Source organism: Streptomyces sp. NBC_01808 (assembly GCF_035917395.1).
Lineage (GTDB): Bacteria > Actinomycetota > Actinomycetes > Streptomycetales > Streptomycetaceae > Streptomyces.
Map to the genome: position 1 here is coordinate 4,297,997 of NZ_CP109072.1, position 15,231 is coordinate 4,313,227.

A 15,231-nucleotide genomic window follows, 5' to 3' on the forward strand; every position below is an offset into this window, starting at 1 on the left:
CGTCAGCAGCACCCTTCGGCGTCGGCGTCCGGGCAGGTCCGGTCCGTCGCCACGGCGACGACGGCGGCCCGCAGGTCGTCCAGGGCGTGCCCGAGCCGGGCGTCGGCGAGTTCGTACCGCACCCGCCGCCCGTCGGGCACGGCGACGACGAGCCCGCAGTCGCGCAGGCACGCGAGGTGGTTGGAGAGCCGGGTCCGGGAGACGCCGAGCGCCTCGGCCAACTCGGCGGGATAACCGGGCCCGTCGCGCAGGGCGAGCAGGACCCGGCAACGGATGGGGTCGGCAAGGGCCCGCCCGAAGCGGGCCAGCACGTCGATGTCTACGGCGGTGGTCAGCACACCGGTGACGATACAGAGGATCCTGGATTCAGGGAAGAGTGAATCGACCGGGAGTCAGACCACCAGCGATCCCGCCACGAAGGCCGCGAGGACTCCCAGGGGGTGGAACGAGGCGCGGTTGAAGACCGTCAGGGCCGTGGGGGCTTCCGGGTGGCGGAGGAGGTGGGTGGCGGGGAGGACGAGGGTGGGGATCGCGGTGAGGGCCGTTACCGCGAGGCCCACCGCGCCGTAGGACGGCCAGGCCGCGACGGCCAGGGCGCAGGCCGTGGCCGCCGTGAGCAGGAGCAGGGCCGCCGAGAGGCGGGCGGCGGCGCGGGGGCCGTGGACGATCGGCACCGTCTTGATGCCGAGCGGGGTGTCCTCGGCCACGTCGGCGAGGTCGTTGGGGATGTTCCGGCCGCCGATCTCCCACGCCGCCATCCACACCGCCAGCAGCCCGAGGCGCAGCGGGTCGACGGTGTCGGAGAAGGCGAACCAGCCCGCGCAGGCGCCGATCGCGACCATCGCCCCGCTGAGCAGGAACTTGTACGCCGTGACCGTGGCCAGCTTGCAGTACGCCGCCTCCAGCAGCGCCGCGCAGACGAACAGCACCGCGCACACCCAGCTCAGCACGATCGCCACCGCCAGCGCGATCCCGCCCAGCAGCAGCACCCACACGAGCCCCGCCGCGAAGCGCAGCCTGCCCTGCGCCAGCGGGTGCCGGCCGCCCGCGCTGTCGATGTCGGGAGCCGCACGGGTGTGGGCCATCGCCGCGCTGCGCCGGTCGAGCCGGGCGTCGAAGAGGTCGTTCGCCGCGAAGACCGCGAAGAACGCCGCGGCGGTGGCGAAGACGGCGGCGGCCAGGCGGCCAGGCGCGGGGTGGTCGGTGGCCAGCAGCGCGCCGACCAGGGGCTGGGCGATGCTCAGCAGCGCCTGGTTGCCGCGCGAGAAGCCGTACAACGCCCGCGCCTGGACCGCAAGGCTCATGGAGTGGACCCCCTGGGTTCTCTCGACTGCGTCGTGTGCGGGGCGCTGTGCGGAACGCGGTGTGCGGCGGGGAGGCCGGGGCCCGTGCCGACGTACCAGTGCGCGAACGCCGCGCCCGCGGCGCCCGGTTCGGCCAGCTCCCGCAGCCGCTCCAGCCGCCGCGCCAGCTCCCCCCTGCGGTCCGCGGGGTGCTCGCCCTGCGGGTGCAGCAGGTCCAGGAACCCGGCCGCGAGGTCGCGGGTCCGCAGCACCTCCGGGAGCCTGCGGGCCGTATAGCCGGCCAGGTGCGTCTCGTCGCCGTCCCGGTAGCGGCGGATCAGCGCGTCGGCCAGGTCGGCGGCGTCCGCGACGGCGAGGTTCATGCCCTTCGCCCCCGAGGGCGTCAGCACGTGCGCCGCGTCCCCCGCGAGGAACAGCCGCCCGTGCTGGAACCGCTGCCGCACGCTGCTGCGCATCCGCAGCACGCCCGTCTCCACGATGCCCCCCAGCCGCGGAACCGCGGCGCCCGCGCCCGCCAGCCGGGTGCGCAGCCGCTCGTGCACCCGCGCGGCGGTCCAGCGCGCGGTGGCGTCCCCGGCGGGGATCTCCAGGTAGAGCCGGGCGATACGGGACGTACGCGGCATGACGCCCGCGAAGCCGTCCTCGTGCACGGCGTACACCACGCCCGGCACCCCGCGGTCGACCTCCGCGAGAAGCGTGAGCCAGTCGTACGGATAGCGCTCGTCCAGCTCGCCGCGCGGCGCGGTGTCCGGGGGCAGCGCCTGCGGGGTGATGCCGTGCGGGCCGTCGCAGCCGACGACGTAGTCGCACTCGATGTCCAGCCCGGGGCACTCCACCCGCGCGGGCCCGGCGCCGTCGGCGTGCACGCGGGTCGCCGGCAGGTCGAACTCCGGGCTGTGGCCCGCCGCGCCGAGGTCGGCGATGAGGTCGCGGACCAGGAGCTGCTGCGGGTACACCCAGTGCCGTACGCCCCCGGACTGCGCGCCGTAGTCGAAGCGAAGCAGCCGGCCCGCGCAGAGGAAATCGCACCAGCCGTGCCGGGTGCCCTCGGCGAGCAGCCGGTCGGCGAGGCCGTGCGCGCGCAGGTACTCGACGACCCGGTGCTCCACCAGCCCCGCCCGCGCGCGCCGTTCGACCTCGGCGCGGGAGCGGCGCTCCACGACGGCGACGTCGACTCCGGCCCGTAAAAGGACGTTCGCCAGGACCAGGCCCGCCGGTCCCGCGCCCACGATGGCGACCTGCGTACGCAACCGCCGCCGCGGCCCCGCCGTCGCGCTCGCGCCGCTCATGACGTCTCCCCCAGGTCCGCCGGTACGTGCGCGGGGTTGAACACCTCGTGCACGGCGGCCAGCACGTCGTCCCCGCACCACAGCCGGTACGTCCGGAACGCCGCCGCCCGCGACTCCTCCGCCTGCTCCTCCGCCGGCGGCTCCGGCGGCCACGGCGTGACCCCGGCCCGTACGACGGTGCGCCCCAGCCGCGCGCCCGCCGCCCGCAGCGCGGGGCCCAGCGGCACCGAGGCGTCGGTCAGGCAGCGCCGCAGCGCCGGGTCGCCGCCGGTGCCGGCCACGACCCGGTTCCACGACCACACACGGCCCCGGGCGTCGGTGAGCGTCGAGTGCCGTACGAGCACCTCCCCTTCGGTCCCCAGCAGCGCGACGACGCCGCGCGGGGCCAGTTCGGGGCGGACCACCCGGAGCGCCACGTCGCCGACCCGCATCGGCGTGCCCGCCCACGACTCCAGGAGCGTCGTCGTCAGACCGTCGCTGCCGAGCAGCATCCGCGTCAGCGGGCTGCGGAACCGGCCGATGGCCGAGCGGGCGGTGTCGGTGCCGAAGGTGTCGGAGTTGTCGTCGTCGTGGGCTGCGGGCAGGAACTCGGTCCTCGTGGGCATACCGTTGCGGCTCACTTTCGGGTCCGGAGACGGGTCGGGACGGCAGGTGCCGGGGCGTACGACGACCGCGTGGCGGTGACGACGAGATACCCCGGCAGTGCGAACCGAGTGTGCACCCGCAGTGGCGCTCCGCACACCCCCGCAAGTGCCCGGACCGCGGCGGCCCCGTAGACCTTGCGCAGGCTGATCAGGCCGTCGTGCGCCTGGGCCGGGCCGCCGGTCAGGAACATCAGCGGCACCGAGGCCAGGCACAGCGGGTGCCGCCACCCGTCCACGAGCAGCAGCGTCCGCGCCACCCGCGTGCCCTCCCGCAGCAGCGCCAGCACCCCGGCGGGCGGCAGGTGGTGCAGCGACATCGCCATCACCGCCACGTCGTACGCGCCCGCCGGGGCGTCGATCGCCGTCGCGTCGACCACCGCGCAGCGGGCCCGCGGATGCCGGCCCAGCGGCCCGGCGCGCAGCTCCTCCACGACGCGCGGGTTGACGTCGCTGGCGGTGACCCGGGCGGTGGGGTGGGCGCGGAGGATCCCGTACGCGAGCCGCCCGCAGCCGGCGCCGAGTTCGAGGACGCGGGGGTGCGGGGCGGGGCCGAACTCGGCGGCGGTGAGGCGGGCGCAGGTGCGGTAGCCGAGGGTGAGGCGCTGGAACCGGTCGAGCCCGCGGAGGACGCGGCGGGTGGTGGCGGGGTTGCCGGGGCGGTCGATGTACTCGGCTCTGCCGGTCTCGTAGAGCCGGTCCCAGCGGGCGGCGGCGGGGCCGCCGCGGGGCATGGCGAAGGGGGTGGCAGGGTCGGGGGGCGGCGCGTTCACGGCCGGTCACCGCCGGGGCCGTGGCCGTGGCCGTAGACCGTGCCCACCCCCTCGCGCCCGTACGCCGTGCCCGCCAGCTCGTTGCCGTTCGGCGTGCCCGCCCCCTCGTTGCCGTACGCCGTGCCCGCCGCCCCGTGCCCGTATGCCGTGCCCGCCACCTCGTCGGCCAGCCACGCGAGCCGGTCGCGGTCCGCGCCCGCGGGTACCGGCGCCAGCGCCTCCCGGCAGCGGTCGACGTACGCGCGGGCCATGCTCTGCGCCGCGTCCAGCGCGCCGGTGTCGTGGGCGAGCCGGGAGAGCTGCCGCTGGCGGGCGTGTTCGTCGGTCGTGCCGTCGACCAGTTCGACGAGGGCGGCCCGTTCCGCGCGGCCGCCGAGGCGGTGGGCGAGGAGTACGGGCAGCGCCGGGCGGCGGTTGCGGAGGTCGCTGCAGACGGGCTTCCCGTCGCGCAGCCCGCCGCCTCCGTCGCCGTCCTCCCCGTCCCCGTCGTCGCCGGCATCGCCGTCGGTCACGTACGGCAGCAGGTCGTCCCGGATCTGGAACGCGATCCCCATCGCCTCCCCGTACGCCGCGAGCGCCCGGGTCTCCTCCGGGCCGCCGCCGCCGAGCAGCGCCCCCACGTGGCACGCGGAGTGGAACAGCGACGCGCTCTTCAGCCGCGCCATCTCCACGTACGCGGCGATGCCCCCGTCCGCCGCCGCGGTCACCTCGCGCAGGCTGCCGCTGAGCGCGACCTCCTGCGCGACGCCGCGCGCGGTCTGCTGCCCGGCGGCGCCCAGGACCTCGACGGCGTCGAGCACGCGGCCCGCGGGCACGCCGGCCTGCCGGCAGGCGCCGACCTGCTCGAAGAGGGCGAAGAAGAGCGAGTCGGCGGCCAGTACCCCGTGCGCGAGCCCGAACTCGCGGTGCGCCGCGGTCTTGCCCCGGCGCAGCTCGTCGCCGTCGATGATGTCGTCGTGGACGAGGGTCGCGACGTGGGCGAGTTCGATGCCCACGGCCGCGGGCAGCACCGCGTCGTACGAGCCGCCGACGGCACCGGCGGCGGCGAGGAGGGTGATCGGCCGCAGCAGCTTCCCGGGCGGGCAGAGCGCCCAGCGCTGCGCGGTGGCCAGGTGGTCGGAGCCGTCGGCGCCGGAACCGCTGCGGTCCAGCCAGGCGGCGATGCCGCCGTCGACGGCGTGACGCAACTCGGCGAGCGGAAAGCACGCCGGGCCGGCGTCGGTGCGCTGCATGAGGACTAGCCGCCTTCCCGGGGGCAGGGTGCGTAGGCGCCCGTTTGGCTGGTAACGACGGCGCGAAAGCCCAGGGCACTGAGGATCACCCCACTGGGGGGCACGCTCCCCGCCACGCGGCCCACGACCGGGGGAAATGCGCGCCGCGAGGGCCCGGCGGTCCGGCGTACGGGGCGCGCTCCGGCACGGCTTCCGGGGCTTGTTGACGCGCCGGTAACAAAAATGGCGCAATAGCGATGCTCATGACAAAAAAATGGAGTCGCCGGTCTTGCCCTCGCGGGGTGGAGCTGCCTCAATGCCTACGTATCCGGGGTGATCCACCCCGACCCCCCACCAGGAAGAGGCACTCCATGAAGAACGCACGCACCGCCCTGGGCGTCGGTGCCGCGGTCGCCGGCGCGCTGTTACTCGCGGCGCCGAGCGCGCTGGCGGTGGAGCCGCAGACCGCCACCATCGGGTTCGACTGCGGGAGTTGGGGCGCCGGCGAGGCGACGCTCGAAGCCACGCAGGACGGCACCGCCGCGACCATCACCATCACCACCGACGCCATCACCGCCCCGATCCCGATCGGCGCGAACTCCGCGTCCTCGACGCTCACCCTCACCCGGAACGGCACCGACACGGTCGAGTTCTCCGGCAGCTCCAACCCGGCCATCCCGGCCGGCGCCCCGGCCGACACGGGCCCGCTCGACGGCACGGTCGCCTCCGGCGACTCGCTGGAGGCCACGTCCCTGACCGTCTCGGTCCTCGGCATCACGGCCACCTGCGACGCCACGACCCCGCAGAACCCGGGCCCGTTCGTCTTCGAGTGACGGACCCGTAGCACGCACGACCGGTGGCCGGGCGTCCCGCGCCCGGCCACCGGCTCGTCCCGCCGGGGGTGCGCACCGCCGGTACGGGCGGCACTCCCCGGTGACGACGCCGCCGAGCGGCGGCTGTTCCCACAGGTTGTGGAAAACCACCTCGGTCATGACGCTCGCCGGATCCGGCGCCGTCGGCCTCGAAGGGCCGGTGCGCACCTGCCCGCACGGTCCGCCCACCGCGCCGTGCGCCCGGCGAGCACCCGCCGCACCCGCCGTCATGTGCCCTCCGGGTCAATCCGGGTTTGCCTTACGGCTTGCGGTGATGCGTCGTTTTCATCACACCGTGAATTATCGTGGCTGATTCGGTACGTCAAGAAAGATCTCTGCCATAGTTCCTTTCAAGTGACTCTTGAGTGACGGTCGGTAGCGTCCGACCCGCAGGTTCCACAAAGGTGTGATTCGGCGTCGACTGCTGGGAGTTCTTGGTGTCCGAAGGTATAGGTGCGGAAGGGCTTTGCCCGGCCCTCGGAGAATCGGCCCGACTGGTCGATGCGCCTTTCTCACGTGACACGACACGGCCAGTCTGGCGGCCACGCCCAACAACACCATAACCTGTCCTTCCAGACCCGCTGCCACCGCGGGAAACCTCCACCCGAAGAACGTGCCGGCCGGCCGTGCCGTGCGAAACCGGGATGAGCGAACCGAGCGGGGAGACGGTGGCGTACGCGGGTCAGGCGTAACGAATCTGCGCCGTGGTCGGCCGGGACCCGAAGGGATTTCCGGATCGCTTTCGCGCCGCGGCCGACGCATATGAAATCCCGGATCCTGCAGCGCTTTTCCCTCTGGCGACGGCTGGTCTCACCCGCCACCCGCCGCCGTACGTGCCCCCACACCGCTCTCCACGGAAATCCGGAGAGCAGCAGCACAGCCGCAACACCACCGAGATCCCGTTTCCTCGAAGGGCCGCATCTCAGGTTCGCCCCCGGGCCCTCCCCGCCGAGAAGAAGAAAGAGGATCATGACGAGTTCCGGACGCACTCCCGTCATAGGCTCCCCGATAGGCCGCAGGTCGCTGCTCGTCGGCGCCGGCTCGACGGCCGCCCTGTCCACGCTGGCGCTCTCCCGCCCGGCCATGGCCGCCAGCAGCGACGAGCCGCCCGAGCTTCCCGACCTGGACAAGGACAACTACATCAAGTGGGCCCAGCCCACGGGCCCGCGGACCGGTCAGTCGGCCAGCGACGCGTTCATCGGCACGATGGACGTGACGGTCATCCTGTTCATGAACCGCGCGGCGATGCTGGCGCTGTTCGACGCCCTGGCCCCGTATCACGAGACCGCGGTCGGTGTGTACAGCCAGATTCCGCGCCGCCCGTCCAGCGAGTCGGCCACCAACCGGAACATGAACATCGCGTGCATCTACGCCCAGCGCGGCATCTGGAGCCAGTTGCTGCCGCGCAACCTGGAGCCCCTGCGGGAGATGATGCTCGCGCTCGGTCTGGACCCCGACGACCAGTCCGAGGACCTGACCACCCCGGTCGGCATCGGCAACACCGCGGCCAAGGCCGTCTGGAACGTCCTGAAGAACGACGGCATGAACGCCCTCGGCTACGAAGGCGGCCGCAAGTACAACCCGCGGCCGTGGGCGGACTACACCGGCTTCGTGCCGGTCAACACCGCCTTCGAGCTGAACAACCCCTCCAAGTGGCAGCCGCAGCTCCAGCGGCACAACGGCCGCCGCGCCGGCGGCGGCCCGGGCGACCTGGGCATCTACGTCACCCAGCACATGGTCACCCCGCAGGTCGCGGTGACCATGCCCCACATCTACAAGGATCCGGCCGAGTTCCGCCTGGCACCCCCGGATCACACCGATCACACCGACCCTCGCGCCTACAAGCGGTCGGTGGACGAGATCATCGAGGCGTCCGCGGCGCTGGATGACGAGCGCAAGGCGCTGGCCGAGATCATGGAGAACAAGCTGTGGGGCATCGGCCACTCGTCCATCGAGATCGCCCTGAAGCACGACCAGAACAACGAGCTGGGCGTGCACGGCTGGGCCCACTGGATGCTCCAGCACATCCTGGCGACCTTCGACACGCTGATCGCCGCCTGGCGCTACAAGCGCATGTACGAAGCCGTGCGGCCGGTCACCGCGGTCCGGCATGTGTACGGCCGGCAGAAGCTGACCGCGTGGGGCGGTGTCGGCATGGGCACGGTCAACGACATCCCGGCCGACGAGTGGGCGCCCTTCCTGCCGACCGGTGACCACCCCGAGTACCCCTCGGGCTCGACCACCGTGGCGTCGGCCGCCGCGCAGACGGCGCGGCGTTTCTTCGGCACGGAGGAGCTGGCCTGGGAGTTCGACTTCGAGGTCGGCAAGTCGATCGTGGAGCCGGGGATCACTCCCACCAAGAACGTGCGGGTGTCGTTCCCCACCTGGACCGACTTCAACGAACGGTGCGCCTACAGCCGGGTCGACGGCGGCGTCCACTTCACGAAGACGGTCGAGCGGTCCATGGCCTTCGGCGAGCAGTTCGGCGACCTGGCCTACGAGTTCATCCAGCGGCAGGTCAAGGGCGAGGGCGACGGCGAGAGCTGACGGCCCTGGCCTAGTAGTAAAGAGGGACTTCCGGCACTCGGTGCGTGTGCCGGAAGTCCCTTATCTGGTGGGTTCTACCGGCTGGGACTCCGACGCTGGTTCCCTGGCGAGTGGGGCGGCGGGGCGGCGGGCGGAGAGTAGCTCGGTGGGTTCCCCTGTCGCGACGGAGCAAACTCCCGCGCTGCGGCCCGCGCGAGTTCTTGGGCGTGGGTTTCTACCGGCCTGTAAGTGTTCTGCCGGTATGCCAGGGCGGCCTCTTCCGACCCGTGCTCTCTGATCAGCAGGCCGAAGCTGTGACCAGCCACACGCACGTCATTCAACAAGGTCGTCTCTGCTCCGACGTCTGTGCCGTGTCGTGCAGTACCGGAGGCAACGCGTTCGCGTGCCGTCGCCGCAAGCCCGGACACGATCTGGATCATGTTGATGGCGCGGAGCTGAATGCCGTCCTGCTTCGCTTGATCGAAGATCTGGTGCAACTGAGGGTCAGTCCCCCGCATGCTCCGCGGCGGAGGATCATCGAGATAACGCTGTCCAGGCTGTTCCTCCCACGCCATTCGGTCTTCAACCTCGGCAGGAAGCTGCTCAGGCATCTGGTCCTCGCTTGTCTTGATGTGGTGATCCGGTGTGTGTCATCTGACGTCACCGTCGCTTGGGGGGCTGTACCGGCGGAGTCCTGTCGTCTGCTGGAATTGCCCACGGGTTTCTGCCCTGATCGGTTCACCTGCGTCGTGTGATCCGTAGCCAGGGCGATTGCACGTTCCGGGGCCGTACGGCTGGTCGGGGAGCGACCGGTTGGGGTGCATAGCAGAGCGGGCACGGGCTTCGTGATCGCTGTGGTGTCGGAAGCCCAGTGATCACGAGGTGGCCCGTGCCGGCTGCCATGTCTTCTCCTGTCCCTGCCGTGCTGGTGAAGCGGGGTCCGCTGACGCCGGCCGGGTTGCTGATCTGCGCCCTTGCCTCGACTCGGTGCCCGGCCCTCGCTCGCGGCGGGGCCGGTGGTACTCGCTGACGGCGATCTTGTTGGTGTGCGCCTGCGCGGTCGTCCCGGGCGCGAAGGGCACCGACGAACCTGCCGAGTGAGGCGAGCGCGCGCCGGGATGGAAGAATCGCCCGCATGGCTGACGTGATCATCGCCGCGTGCGACGGCGCCGCGAGTCCGAACCCGGGACCTGCCGCGTGGGCGTGGGTGGTGGCGGGCCCGGACGGCGCGGTCGCCCGCTGGGAGGCCGGTCCGCTCGGCAAGGCGACCAACAACATCGCCGAACTGACCGCCCTGCTGCGGCTCCTGGAAGCCACGGACCCGGCCGTGCCCCTGGAGGTGCGGATGGACTCCACGTACGCGATGCAGGCCGTCACCGACTGGCTGCCGGGCTGGCGGAAACGCGGCTGGAAGACCGCGGCGGGCAAGCCGGTCGCCAACCAGGAGCTGGTACGCAGCATCGACGACCGCCTCGCGGGCCGCGAGGTACGGCTGGTCCACGTCCGCGCGCACCAGGTCGGCGGCGACCCCTACAACGCCGCCGCCGACGCGGCAGCCGCCGAAGCGGCCCGCACCCAGAACCCCGCGGGCACGGCCCACGGCTCCCCGCTCCCGACGGCGGAAGACGCCCCGGCGCGGGTCAAGGCGGCCCCGAAGCGCCGCAGCGGGGGCAAGCCGGGCGGCGGCACGCTGAAGGCCAAGTACGCGGGCCGCTGCCGCTGCGGCAAGCCCTACGCCGCGGGCACGACGATCGCGAGGAACGACGCGGGCTGGGGCCACGTGGAGTGCGCCAAGGCATGACAACGGCCCCCGCCGTGGCGGGGACCGGTCAGTCGGGGCTGGGCGGGAGGTCACCCGTGGCGCTTGGCGAACTCCACGAGACCGGCGAACGCTTCGCGGGTGAGGGTGAGGTGGGGGCCGTGGGGGTCCTTGCTGTCCCGGACGAGGAACTCACCGGTGGCCGCGGCGTGTTCCGGCGCCCACTCGATGCACTGGCCGCCTTCGCCCCCGCTGTACGAGCTCTTGACCCACGCCACCTCGACGCAGTTGCCGCCTTCGCCGCCGCTGTACGAGCTCTTGACCCACTCCAGGGGCTGGATGCCATGCGTGCTGCTCATCTGGCGTACTCCTCCGCGATCTCTCGAATCAGAGCCAGAGACTCGTCGGGGTCGCGAGCGGACGCCCGCAATCGGTCGTACGTCGTGCGCGCGTTGTCCACCGCCGTAGCGGAGTCCGTCACGTGCCCCGGCCGCCCCCTGCTCTCCGAGTACAGGACTGTCACCCCGTCCTCTGGCGTTACCAGGGTAAACGGTAGGGACGACCCAGGGGCACCCGCGGCGAAGCGCAGAACTTGAAGCGTGACGTGGGGATTTCCTGCGGCAGAGGCAAGGTGGCGGAGCTGGTCGGCCATGACGGCCCGGCCGCCCACTTCGGTCCGTAGCGTCGCCTCGTGCAGGATCACCCACAGCAGCGGCGGCTTGTCGCGCTCCATGACCTCGCGTCGGGCCAACCTGGCTTCGACTCTGGCCTTGATCTGCTCGTCGGTCTCCCGCGGGTGCGTGGCCCTGAAGGTGGCCTCCGCGTACTCGGCGGTCTGCAACATGCCCATGATGAGGGCGTTGGAGTAGTCCTCGATCCGGCTGGCCTGCTTCTCCAGATTGATGTACGGCACGAACCAGCCGGGATGCCCGCGCTCGCTCACCCGGACCAGCAGCCGGGCGAAGTAACCGGACGTGTTGAAGTAGCGGTCGCACCCTTCGGCGAAGTACCTCGACGCCAGCGCCTTGCCGTTCTTCACCTTGGACACGTACGGCTCCTTGTAGCCCGTGGCGTCAGCCAGTTGGCGCTGGTTGACGCCCTTGTGGGCCAGGGCCGCGGCCACTTCGCGCCCGAACCACTCAAGACCGTTACCGGGCTCACCGTTTCGTTCGGATAAGGGCTCGGTCATGCGTTCCATTCACCTTCTTTCCAGGTGCTTGAGAAAGCCGTTTCGCCTGTTGAGAGTACGTCAGAGTGGTGATGCTTGAGACACGGAACGTGATGATCCGCCCCGGAAGAGGGACGGCCGGAAAGCAGAGTCAGGAGTGACGGACATGGCGACGAAGGGCAGGGCCCAGACGCCCGACAGGGTCACGCAGGCCGGGCAGGCGTGTGAGGAACTGCGGGAGGCGCTCAAGGCGGCCGGGGTGGTGCTGCCGTCGCTGGGGCTCGATCCCGTCTCCTGCACCGGGTCTGCTCCCCTCGGGCTGATCGACCTCGGGCGCTGCAACATCGCCACCGCCCGCGCCCTCGCCGCCGCCCTCCGGCCGCAGGCCGCGAAGTGACTCCGGACCGCCCGGAACTCAACGGGTTCCTGCCCGCCGCGGAGCGTCCGTGGCGCGAGGCGTGGCCGCCGGTGGCGCGGGCCGGGGACGGCAACGCGTGGGTGCGGGGGGTGTGCTGGCTGTTCTGCCGACGCGAGGGGGTGGCCGTGTTGTGGGTCGGCTCGGTGATCACGCCGGGGGCGGGCGGCGAGATGTACGCCTGCGGGTCGTGCATCGCCGAGCTGGACCACATGGTCCGCCTCCAGGCCCACGCCCACGACCGCCGCGGCCACCGCGCCGCCCGCTACGCCACGCTCACGCTCCCGCCCCACGCGCCGCCGCCCCACACCCTGCCCGCCAGCGGGCGGCACCTCACGGCGGTGGACGGTCCGGTCGAGGCGTTGCCCCGGCGCCGCGCCCCCGGAAGCCGGACCGCGGGCTGTGAGCACCCGCGGACCGAGAAGCGCGGCGGCAAGACGTACTGCCGGGACTGCGAACGCCAGATCTATCTGTGAAGGCTCCCGGGTAGCCGCTTCTTTGCCCTCCAGCAGACCCAGCGACCCAGCAGATCCGCCTGTTGCTCACCCGGCTGGTTGAACCGCCGGGGCGGTGGCCCCGTAGCACCGTAGTACCGGCGTCAGTTCCCACTGGAGGAGGACCCTGTGCCGAAGAAGAGGACCCCCGACCACGTCCTGCTGAGTGCGCTGCGAAGTCAGGATGCGGGTGTACTACCCGCGGCAGTAACTCTGCCGGAAGGGGGACAATTCAACCTGAAGGCGGCGATAAATAATCTGGTGCAGAGAGGCGCCCCTACTAAGCCAAGCGACGAATTGCAGGAGGAGTTCCGTCGGCACCTCCGTGAGATCTATCCGGACGAGAAGACGGGGAGGTGGAAACTGGCTGCAGCCACTCCGGAGAGAAACGGCGTCGAATGGGCGGACGAATTGAATAAACGAGACATTGGAGTCCTGCCTCGCCAGAAACGGAAGACTATAGGGGACGCGCTTCGCGATGCTGGAGGAGACGTTCATGACCCGATAGTCGTGGAGTGCCAACTCGGTAGCTTCTTGCATAATCTTGGAGTGCGACCGCGCAGAGATATGCCGCAGGTGCTGAGGGAGGCGCTGGTGCGGCACGGCCTTGTGGAGGATGGTCAAGGTCGGTGGAGGCCGGGCGGGCAAGTCTCATCCGCCGGCAGTTCAGCCGCCTGCCAGCCGGACAACCCGCCCAGCCAAGCGCTCCACGGACCCATCGACACGACCCGTCCGTTCGCGGGGTTCGGATACGCGCCGGAGGACGCCACGCACGTGCCGGCCACCGTATGCCTGGCCGACCTCGACCTCACTGTCAGCCCGTACAACTCCTCGCCCGCACAACCCTTCCAGCCGACGGCTTACCACCACCCCCCACAGAACCCGGTGCAGGACCACGCCCGTTCCCTCACCTCCGGAACCTCCGGGCAGCACCGGAACGCCCCGCCCGGTGGCGACGCTATGGCCGCAGCAGCCAGCAGTAGCGCCCCGCAGGGCCAGCATCAGACGAAATTGACCACCAGCAAGAGAACGCGTTGATGTGCTCTCGGCCTGTCCGGCATGACATGTGACGCTTTCTCAGCGAAATGGCCTTGGTCGTCAACGTGCTGGAGGCACCGCGGGAGTTCGAGATCTTTCTGGATGCGGTGAGCCGTGACGAGGGCGGACATTACCTCGCGCGGGTCGACAACTGCACGTGCTACGCACCCGCCTCGTACGTGGCATGACGGGCGCCGCTACCCGTATCCGCCACGCGCGCTCAGTCGGACCGGAGTTCAAGCATGTGGCTGCGGAAGGCGTCCACCGCGGCGAGCAGCGCCTGCCGCGGGCTGTCGCCGGTGAGGAGCGTCGCGGACAGCGCCAGGGTCTCGTCCAGTGCCTCCAGCGCGCGGCGGTGGGCGGCGAGCCATGCGCCGTGATGGGCGGCGTACGGCTCCATCGCCCGGCGCGACTCCTCGTCTTCCAGGTCGCGTAAGCGGAGCAGCTTGTGCTCCTCGTCCGCCAGGATGCGGCCCACCCGGTGGGTGTGCGTGTCCTTGAGGTTCTTCAGGCCGGTCAGCAGGTCCGCGTCCGAGGGCGGCGCCGCGGCGATGACGTCCAGGAGGCCCAGGTGCACCTGCACCTGGCTGTGCAGCCGTTCGCGCGCCGCGCGTTCCAGTTCTTCTACGGGGTCCGCCCGCATGACCCGCGTCGGGGGGAGCTGCGGGGCGTACGTGGGGTGGTGGGTGCGGCGGGTGGGGAGGAGTTTCCAGGGGCGGCGGGACTTGCGGGGGTGGGCCGGGGGTGGTGCGGGCGTGCCGGGGGTGTGGCGGCGGAGTTCCGCCGCCGCCGCGGCGAGGGTCGTGCGGTCGGCGGGGTTCTTGGCGAGGAGCGCCGTGAGGACCGGGGCCAGCGGGCCCGCGTGCCGGAAGGGCGCCGGATCGGATTCGGAGACGGCCTGGCGCAGCGTCCACAGGTTCTCGCCGTGGAACGGCAGGTGGCCCTCCACGGCCGCGTACAGCGTGGCGCCGAAGGACCACATGTCGGAGGCTGCGGTGGCCGGTTCGCCGTTCAGCTGCTCGGGGGAGGCGTACGCGGGCGTGCCCAGCATGCCGCCGGTGGTCGTCAGGCCCGCGGCGCCCTCGGGGCCCGCCGCGTCGGCGATGGCGGCGATGCCGAAGTCGGTGATCACCGCGCGCCGGTCGGTCACCAGGATGTTGTCGGGCTTCAGGTCGCGGTGCACCACGCCCGCCGCGTGCGCCTCGGCCAGCGCGTCGAGGACCTGGACGCCTATCTCCGCCACCCGCGGCACCGGCAGCCGCCCGCCTTCCCGCAGGACGGCGGCCAGGGACCTGCCGGCGACGAACTCCATCACGATCACCGGGGCGCCGTCGTGCTCCACGACGTCGTACACGGTGGTGATGCCCGGGTGGTTGAGGCGGGCGGCGGCGCGGGCCTCGACGATCATGCGGCGTAGCTGCTTCTCCCGCTGCCTGTCCCCGACGTCGGCGGCGAACAGGATCTCCTTGACCGCGACCCGTCTGTCGAGCAACTCGTCGCGAGCGCTCCAGACCCGGCCCATGCCACCCTGACCCACCGGTCGGTCCAACCGGTACCGGCCCGCGATCAGCAGACCGCTCGCCCCAGCCATGTCTCTATCGTAGGCAGTGACCCCGGGCGTGACCTCCGGGTCGTCCCGCGGGCGGCGGGTTCCCGCGGGCCGTCGGCGAACGGGTGCCGTACGGGCGACCGGGCGGAACGGGCCGCGGCGCCCGGGGAAAAGGACCCCGCCCGGAAAAGA

General features: G+C 71.9%; 16 protein-coding genes. 7 read left to right on the forward strand and 9 right to left on the reverse strand.

Features of this window, described 5'->3' with window-relative positions:
- Positions 1-2: 2 nt before the first annotated feature.
- Genes OG946_RS18750 through OG946_RS18775 form a run of 6 tightly spaced genes read right to left on the reverse strand, consistent with a single transcriptional unit; the run spans position 3 to position 5,239 of the window.
- Positions 3-338 (reverse strand): ArsR/SmtB family transcription factor, encoded by a 336-nt coding sequence (locus OG946_RS18750; RefSeq protein WP_326797213.1) that lies wholly within the window; start codon positions 336-338, stop codon positions 3-5.
- Between the two features lie 54 nt (positions 339-392).
- Positions 393-1,304: a UbiA family prenyltransferase gene (locus tag OG946_RS18755; RefSeq protein ID WP_326797214.1), complete on the reverse strand. Its 912-nt coding sequence runs from the start codon at positions 1,302-1,304 to the stop codon at positions 393-395.
- Complete coding sequence (locus OG946_RS18760) at positions 1,301-2,593, reverse strand: FAD-dependent monooxygenase (protein ID WP_326797215.1); 1,293 nt, start codon at positions 2,591-2,593, stop codon at positions 1,301-1,303. Before OG946_RS18760 ends, OG946_RS18755 begins: the two co-directional genes overlap by 4 nt.
- Positions 2,590-3,198, reverse strand: a complete 609-nt coding sequence (locus OG946_RS18765) for a hypothetical protein (RefSeq protein ID WP_326797216.1) — start codon at positions 3,196-3,198, stop codon at positions 2,590-2,592. Before OG946_RS18765 ends, OG946_RS18760 begins: the two co-directional genes overlap by 4 nt.
- 11 nt (positions 3,199-3,209) lie before the next feature.
- Positions 3,210-4,007: a class I SAM-dependent methyltransferase gene (locus tag OG946_RS18770; RefSeq protein ID WP_326797217.1), complete on the reverse strand. Its 798-nt coding sequence runs from the start codon at positions 4,005-4,007 to the stop codon at positions 3,210-3,212.
- A complete protein-coding gene (locus tag OG946_RS18775) occupies positions 4,004-5,239 on the reverse strand; it encodes a polyprenyl synthetase family protein (RefSeq protein ID WP_326797218.1) in 1,236 nt (411 codons plus the stop codon). Before OG946_RS18775 ends, OG946_RS18770 begins: the two co-directional genes overlap by 4 nt.
- A 350-nt stretch (positions 5,240-5,589) precedes the next feature.
- Here OG946_RS18775 and OG946_RS18780 point away from each other — a divergent pair, with 350 nt between their 5' ends.
- From OG946_RS18780 to OG946_RS18795, 4 genes are all read left to right on the forward strand, one after another.
- Positions 5,590-6,051, forward strand: a complete 462-nt coding sequence (locus OG946_RS18780; protein WP_326797219.1) for a hypothetical protein — start codon at positions 5,590-5,592, stop codon at positions 6,049-6,051.
- A 1,008-nt stretch (positions 6,052-7,059) separates the two neighbouring features.
- Entirely contained in the window at positions 7,060-8,637 is a 1,578-nt protein-coding gene (locus OG946_RS18785) for a DUF6851 domain-containing protein (protein WP_326797220.1), read from the forward strand.
- A gap of 266 nt (positions 8,638-8,903) precedes the next feature.
- Positions 8,904-9,371: a hypothetical protein gene (locus OG946_RS18790; RefSeq protein WP_326797221.1), complete on the forward strand. Its 468-nt coding sequence runs from the start codon at positions 8,904-8,906 to the stop codon at positions 9,369-9,371.
- 380 nt (positions 9,372-9,751) lie between these two features.
- Complete coding sequence (locus OG946_RS18795; RefSeq protein WP_326797222.1) at positions 9,752-10,417, forward strand: ribonuclease H family protein; 666 nt, start codon at positions 9,752-9,754, stop codon at positions 10,415-10,417.
- A gap of 50 nt (positions 10,418-10,467) precedes the next feature.
- Here OG946_RS18795 and OG946_RS18800 read toward each other — a convergent pair whose 3' ends face one another.
- Positions 10,468-10,734 (reverse strand): DUF397 domain-containing protein, encoded by a 267-nt coding sequence (locus tag OG946_RS18800; RefSeq protein ID WP_326797223.1) that lies wholly within the window; start codon positions 10,732-10,734, stop codon positions 10,468-10,470.
- Positions 10,731-11,564 (reverse strand): helix-turn-helix domain-containing protein, encoded by an 834-nt coding sequence (locus tag OG946_RS18805; protein WP_326800305.1) that lies wholly within the window; start codon positions 11,562-11,564, stop codon positions 10,731-10,733. The genes OG946_RS18800 and OG946_RS18805 overlap by 4 nt, the downstream gene beginning before the upstream one ends.
- 145 nt (positions 11,565-11,709) lie before the next feature.
- Between OG946_RS18805 and OG946_RS18810 the strand changes: the two genes are divergently transcribed.
- The 3 genes from OG946_RS18810 to OG946_RS18820 all read left to right on the forward strand — a co-directional run bounded on the left by OG946_RS18810 (position 11,710) and on the right by OG946_RS18820 (position 13,678).
- Positions 11,710-11,940, forward strand: coding sequence for a hypothetical protein (locus OG946_RS18810; protein ID WP_326797224.1), 231 nt, complete (start codon positions 11,710-11,712; stop codon positions 11,938-11,940).
- Positions 11,937-12,434, forward strand: a complete 498-nt coding sequence (locus OG946_RS18815) for a hypothetical protein (protein WP_326797225.1) — start codon at positions 11,937-11,939, stop codon at positions 12,432-12,434. The genes OG946_RS18810 and OG946_RS18815 overlap by 4 nt, the downstream gene beginning before the upstream one ends.
- 1,103 nt (positions 12,435-13,537) lie before the next feature.
- Complete coding sequence (locus tag OG946_RS18820; RefSeq protein WP_326797226.1) at positions 13,538-13,678, forward strand: hypothetical protein; 141 nt, start codon at positions 13,538-13,540, stop codon at positions 13,676-13,678.
- A 32-nt stretch (positions 13,679-13,710) separates the two neighbouring features.
- Here the strand turns inward: OG946_RS18820 and OG946_RS18825 are convergent, their stop codons facing one another.
- Positions 13,711-15,081: a serine/threonine-protein kinase gene (locus tag OG946_RS18825; protein ID WP_326797227.1), complete on the reverse strand. Its 1,371-nt coding sequence runs from the start codon at positions 15,079-15,081 to the stop codon at positions 13,711-13,713.
- Positions 15,082-15,231 lie beyond the last annotated feature (150 nt).

Coding starts and splice junctions, on each gene's coding strand:
- OG946_RS18820 (WP_326797226.1), top strand. CDS start 13,538: ATGGCCTTGGTCGTCAACGTGCTGGAGGCACCGCGGGAGTTCGAGATC.
- OG946_RS18775 (WP_326797218.1), bottom strand. CDS start 5,239: ATGCAGCGCACCGACGCCGGCCCGGCGTGCTTTCCGCTCGCCGAGTTG.
- OG946_RS18825 (WP_326797227.1), bottom strand. CDS start 15,081: ATGGCTGGGGCGAGCGGTCTGCTGATCGCGGGCCGGTACCGGTTGGAC.
- OG946_RS18805 (WP_326800305.1), bottom strand. CDS start 11,564: ATGACCGAGCCCTTATCCGAACGAAACGGTGAGCCCGGTAACGGTCTT.
- OG946_RS18785 (WP_326797220.1), top strand. CDS start 7,060: ATGACGAGTTCCGGACGCACTCCCGTCATAGGCTCCCCGATAGGCCGC.
- OG946_RS18800 (WP_326797223.1), bottom strand. CDS start 10,734: ATGAGCAGCACGCATGGCATCCAGCCCCTGGAGTGGGTCAAGAGCTCG.
- OG946_RS18810 (WP_326797224.1), top strand. CDS start 11,710: ATGGCGACGAAGGGCAGGGCCCAGACGCCCGACAGGGTCACGCAGGCC.
- OG946_RS18765 (WP_326797216.1), bottom strand. CDS start 3,198: ATGCCCACGAGGACCGAGTTCCTGCCCGCAGCCCACGACGACGACAAC.
- OG946_RS18780 (WP_326797219.1), top strand. CDS start 5,590: ATGAAGAACGCACGCACCGCCCTGGGCGTCGGTGCCGCGGTCGCCGGC.
- OG946_RS18760 (WP_326797215.1), bottom strand. CDS start 2,593: ATGAGCGGCGCGAGCGCGACGGCGGGGCCGCGGCGGCGGTTGCGTACG.
- OG946_RS18795 (WP_326797222.1), top strand. CDS start 9,752: ATGGCTGACGTGATCATCGCCGCGTGCGACGGCGCCGCGAGTCCGAAC.
- OG946_RS18755 (WP_326797214.1), bottom strand. CDS start 1,304: ATGAGCCTTGCGGTCCAGGCGCGGGCGTTGTACGGCTTCTCGCGCGGC.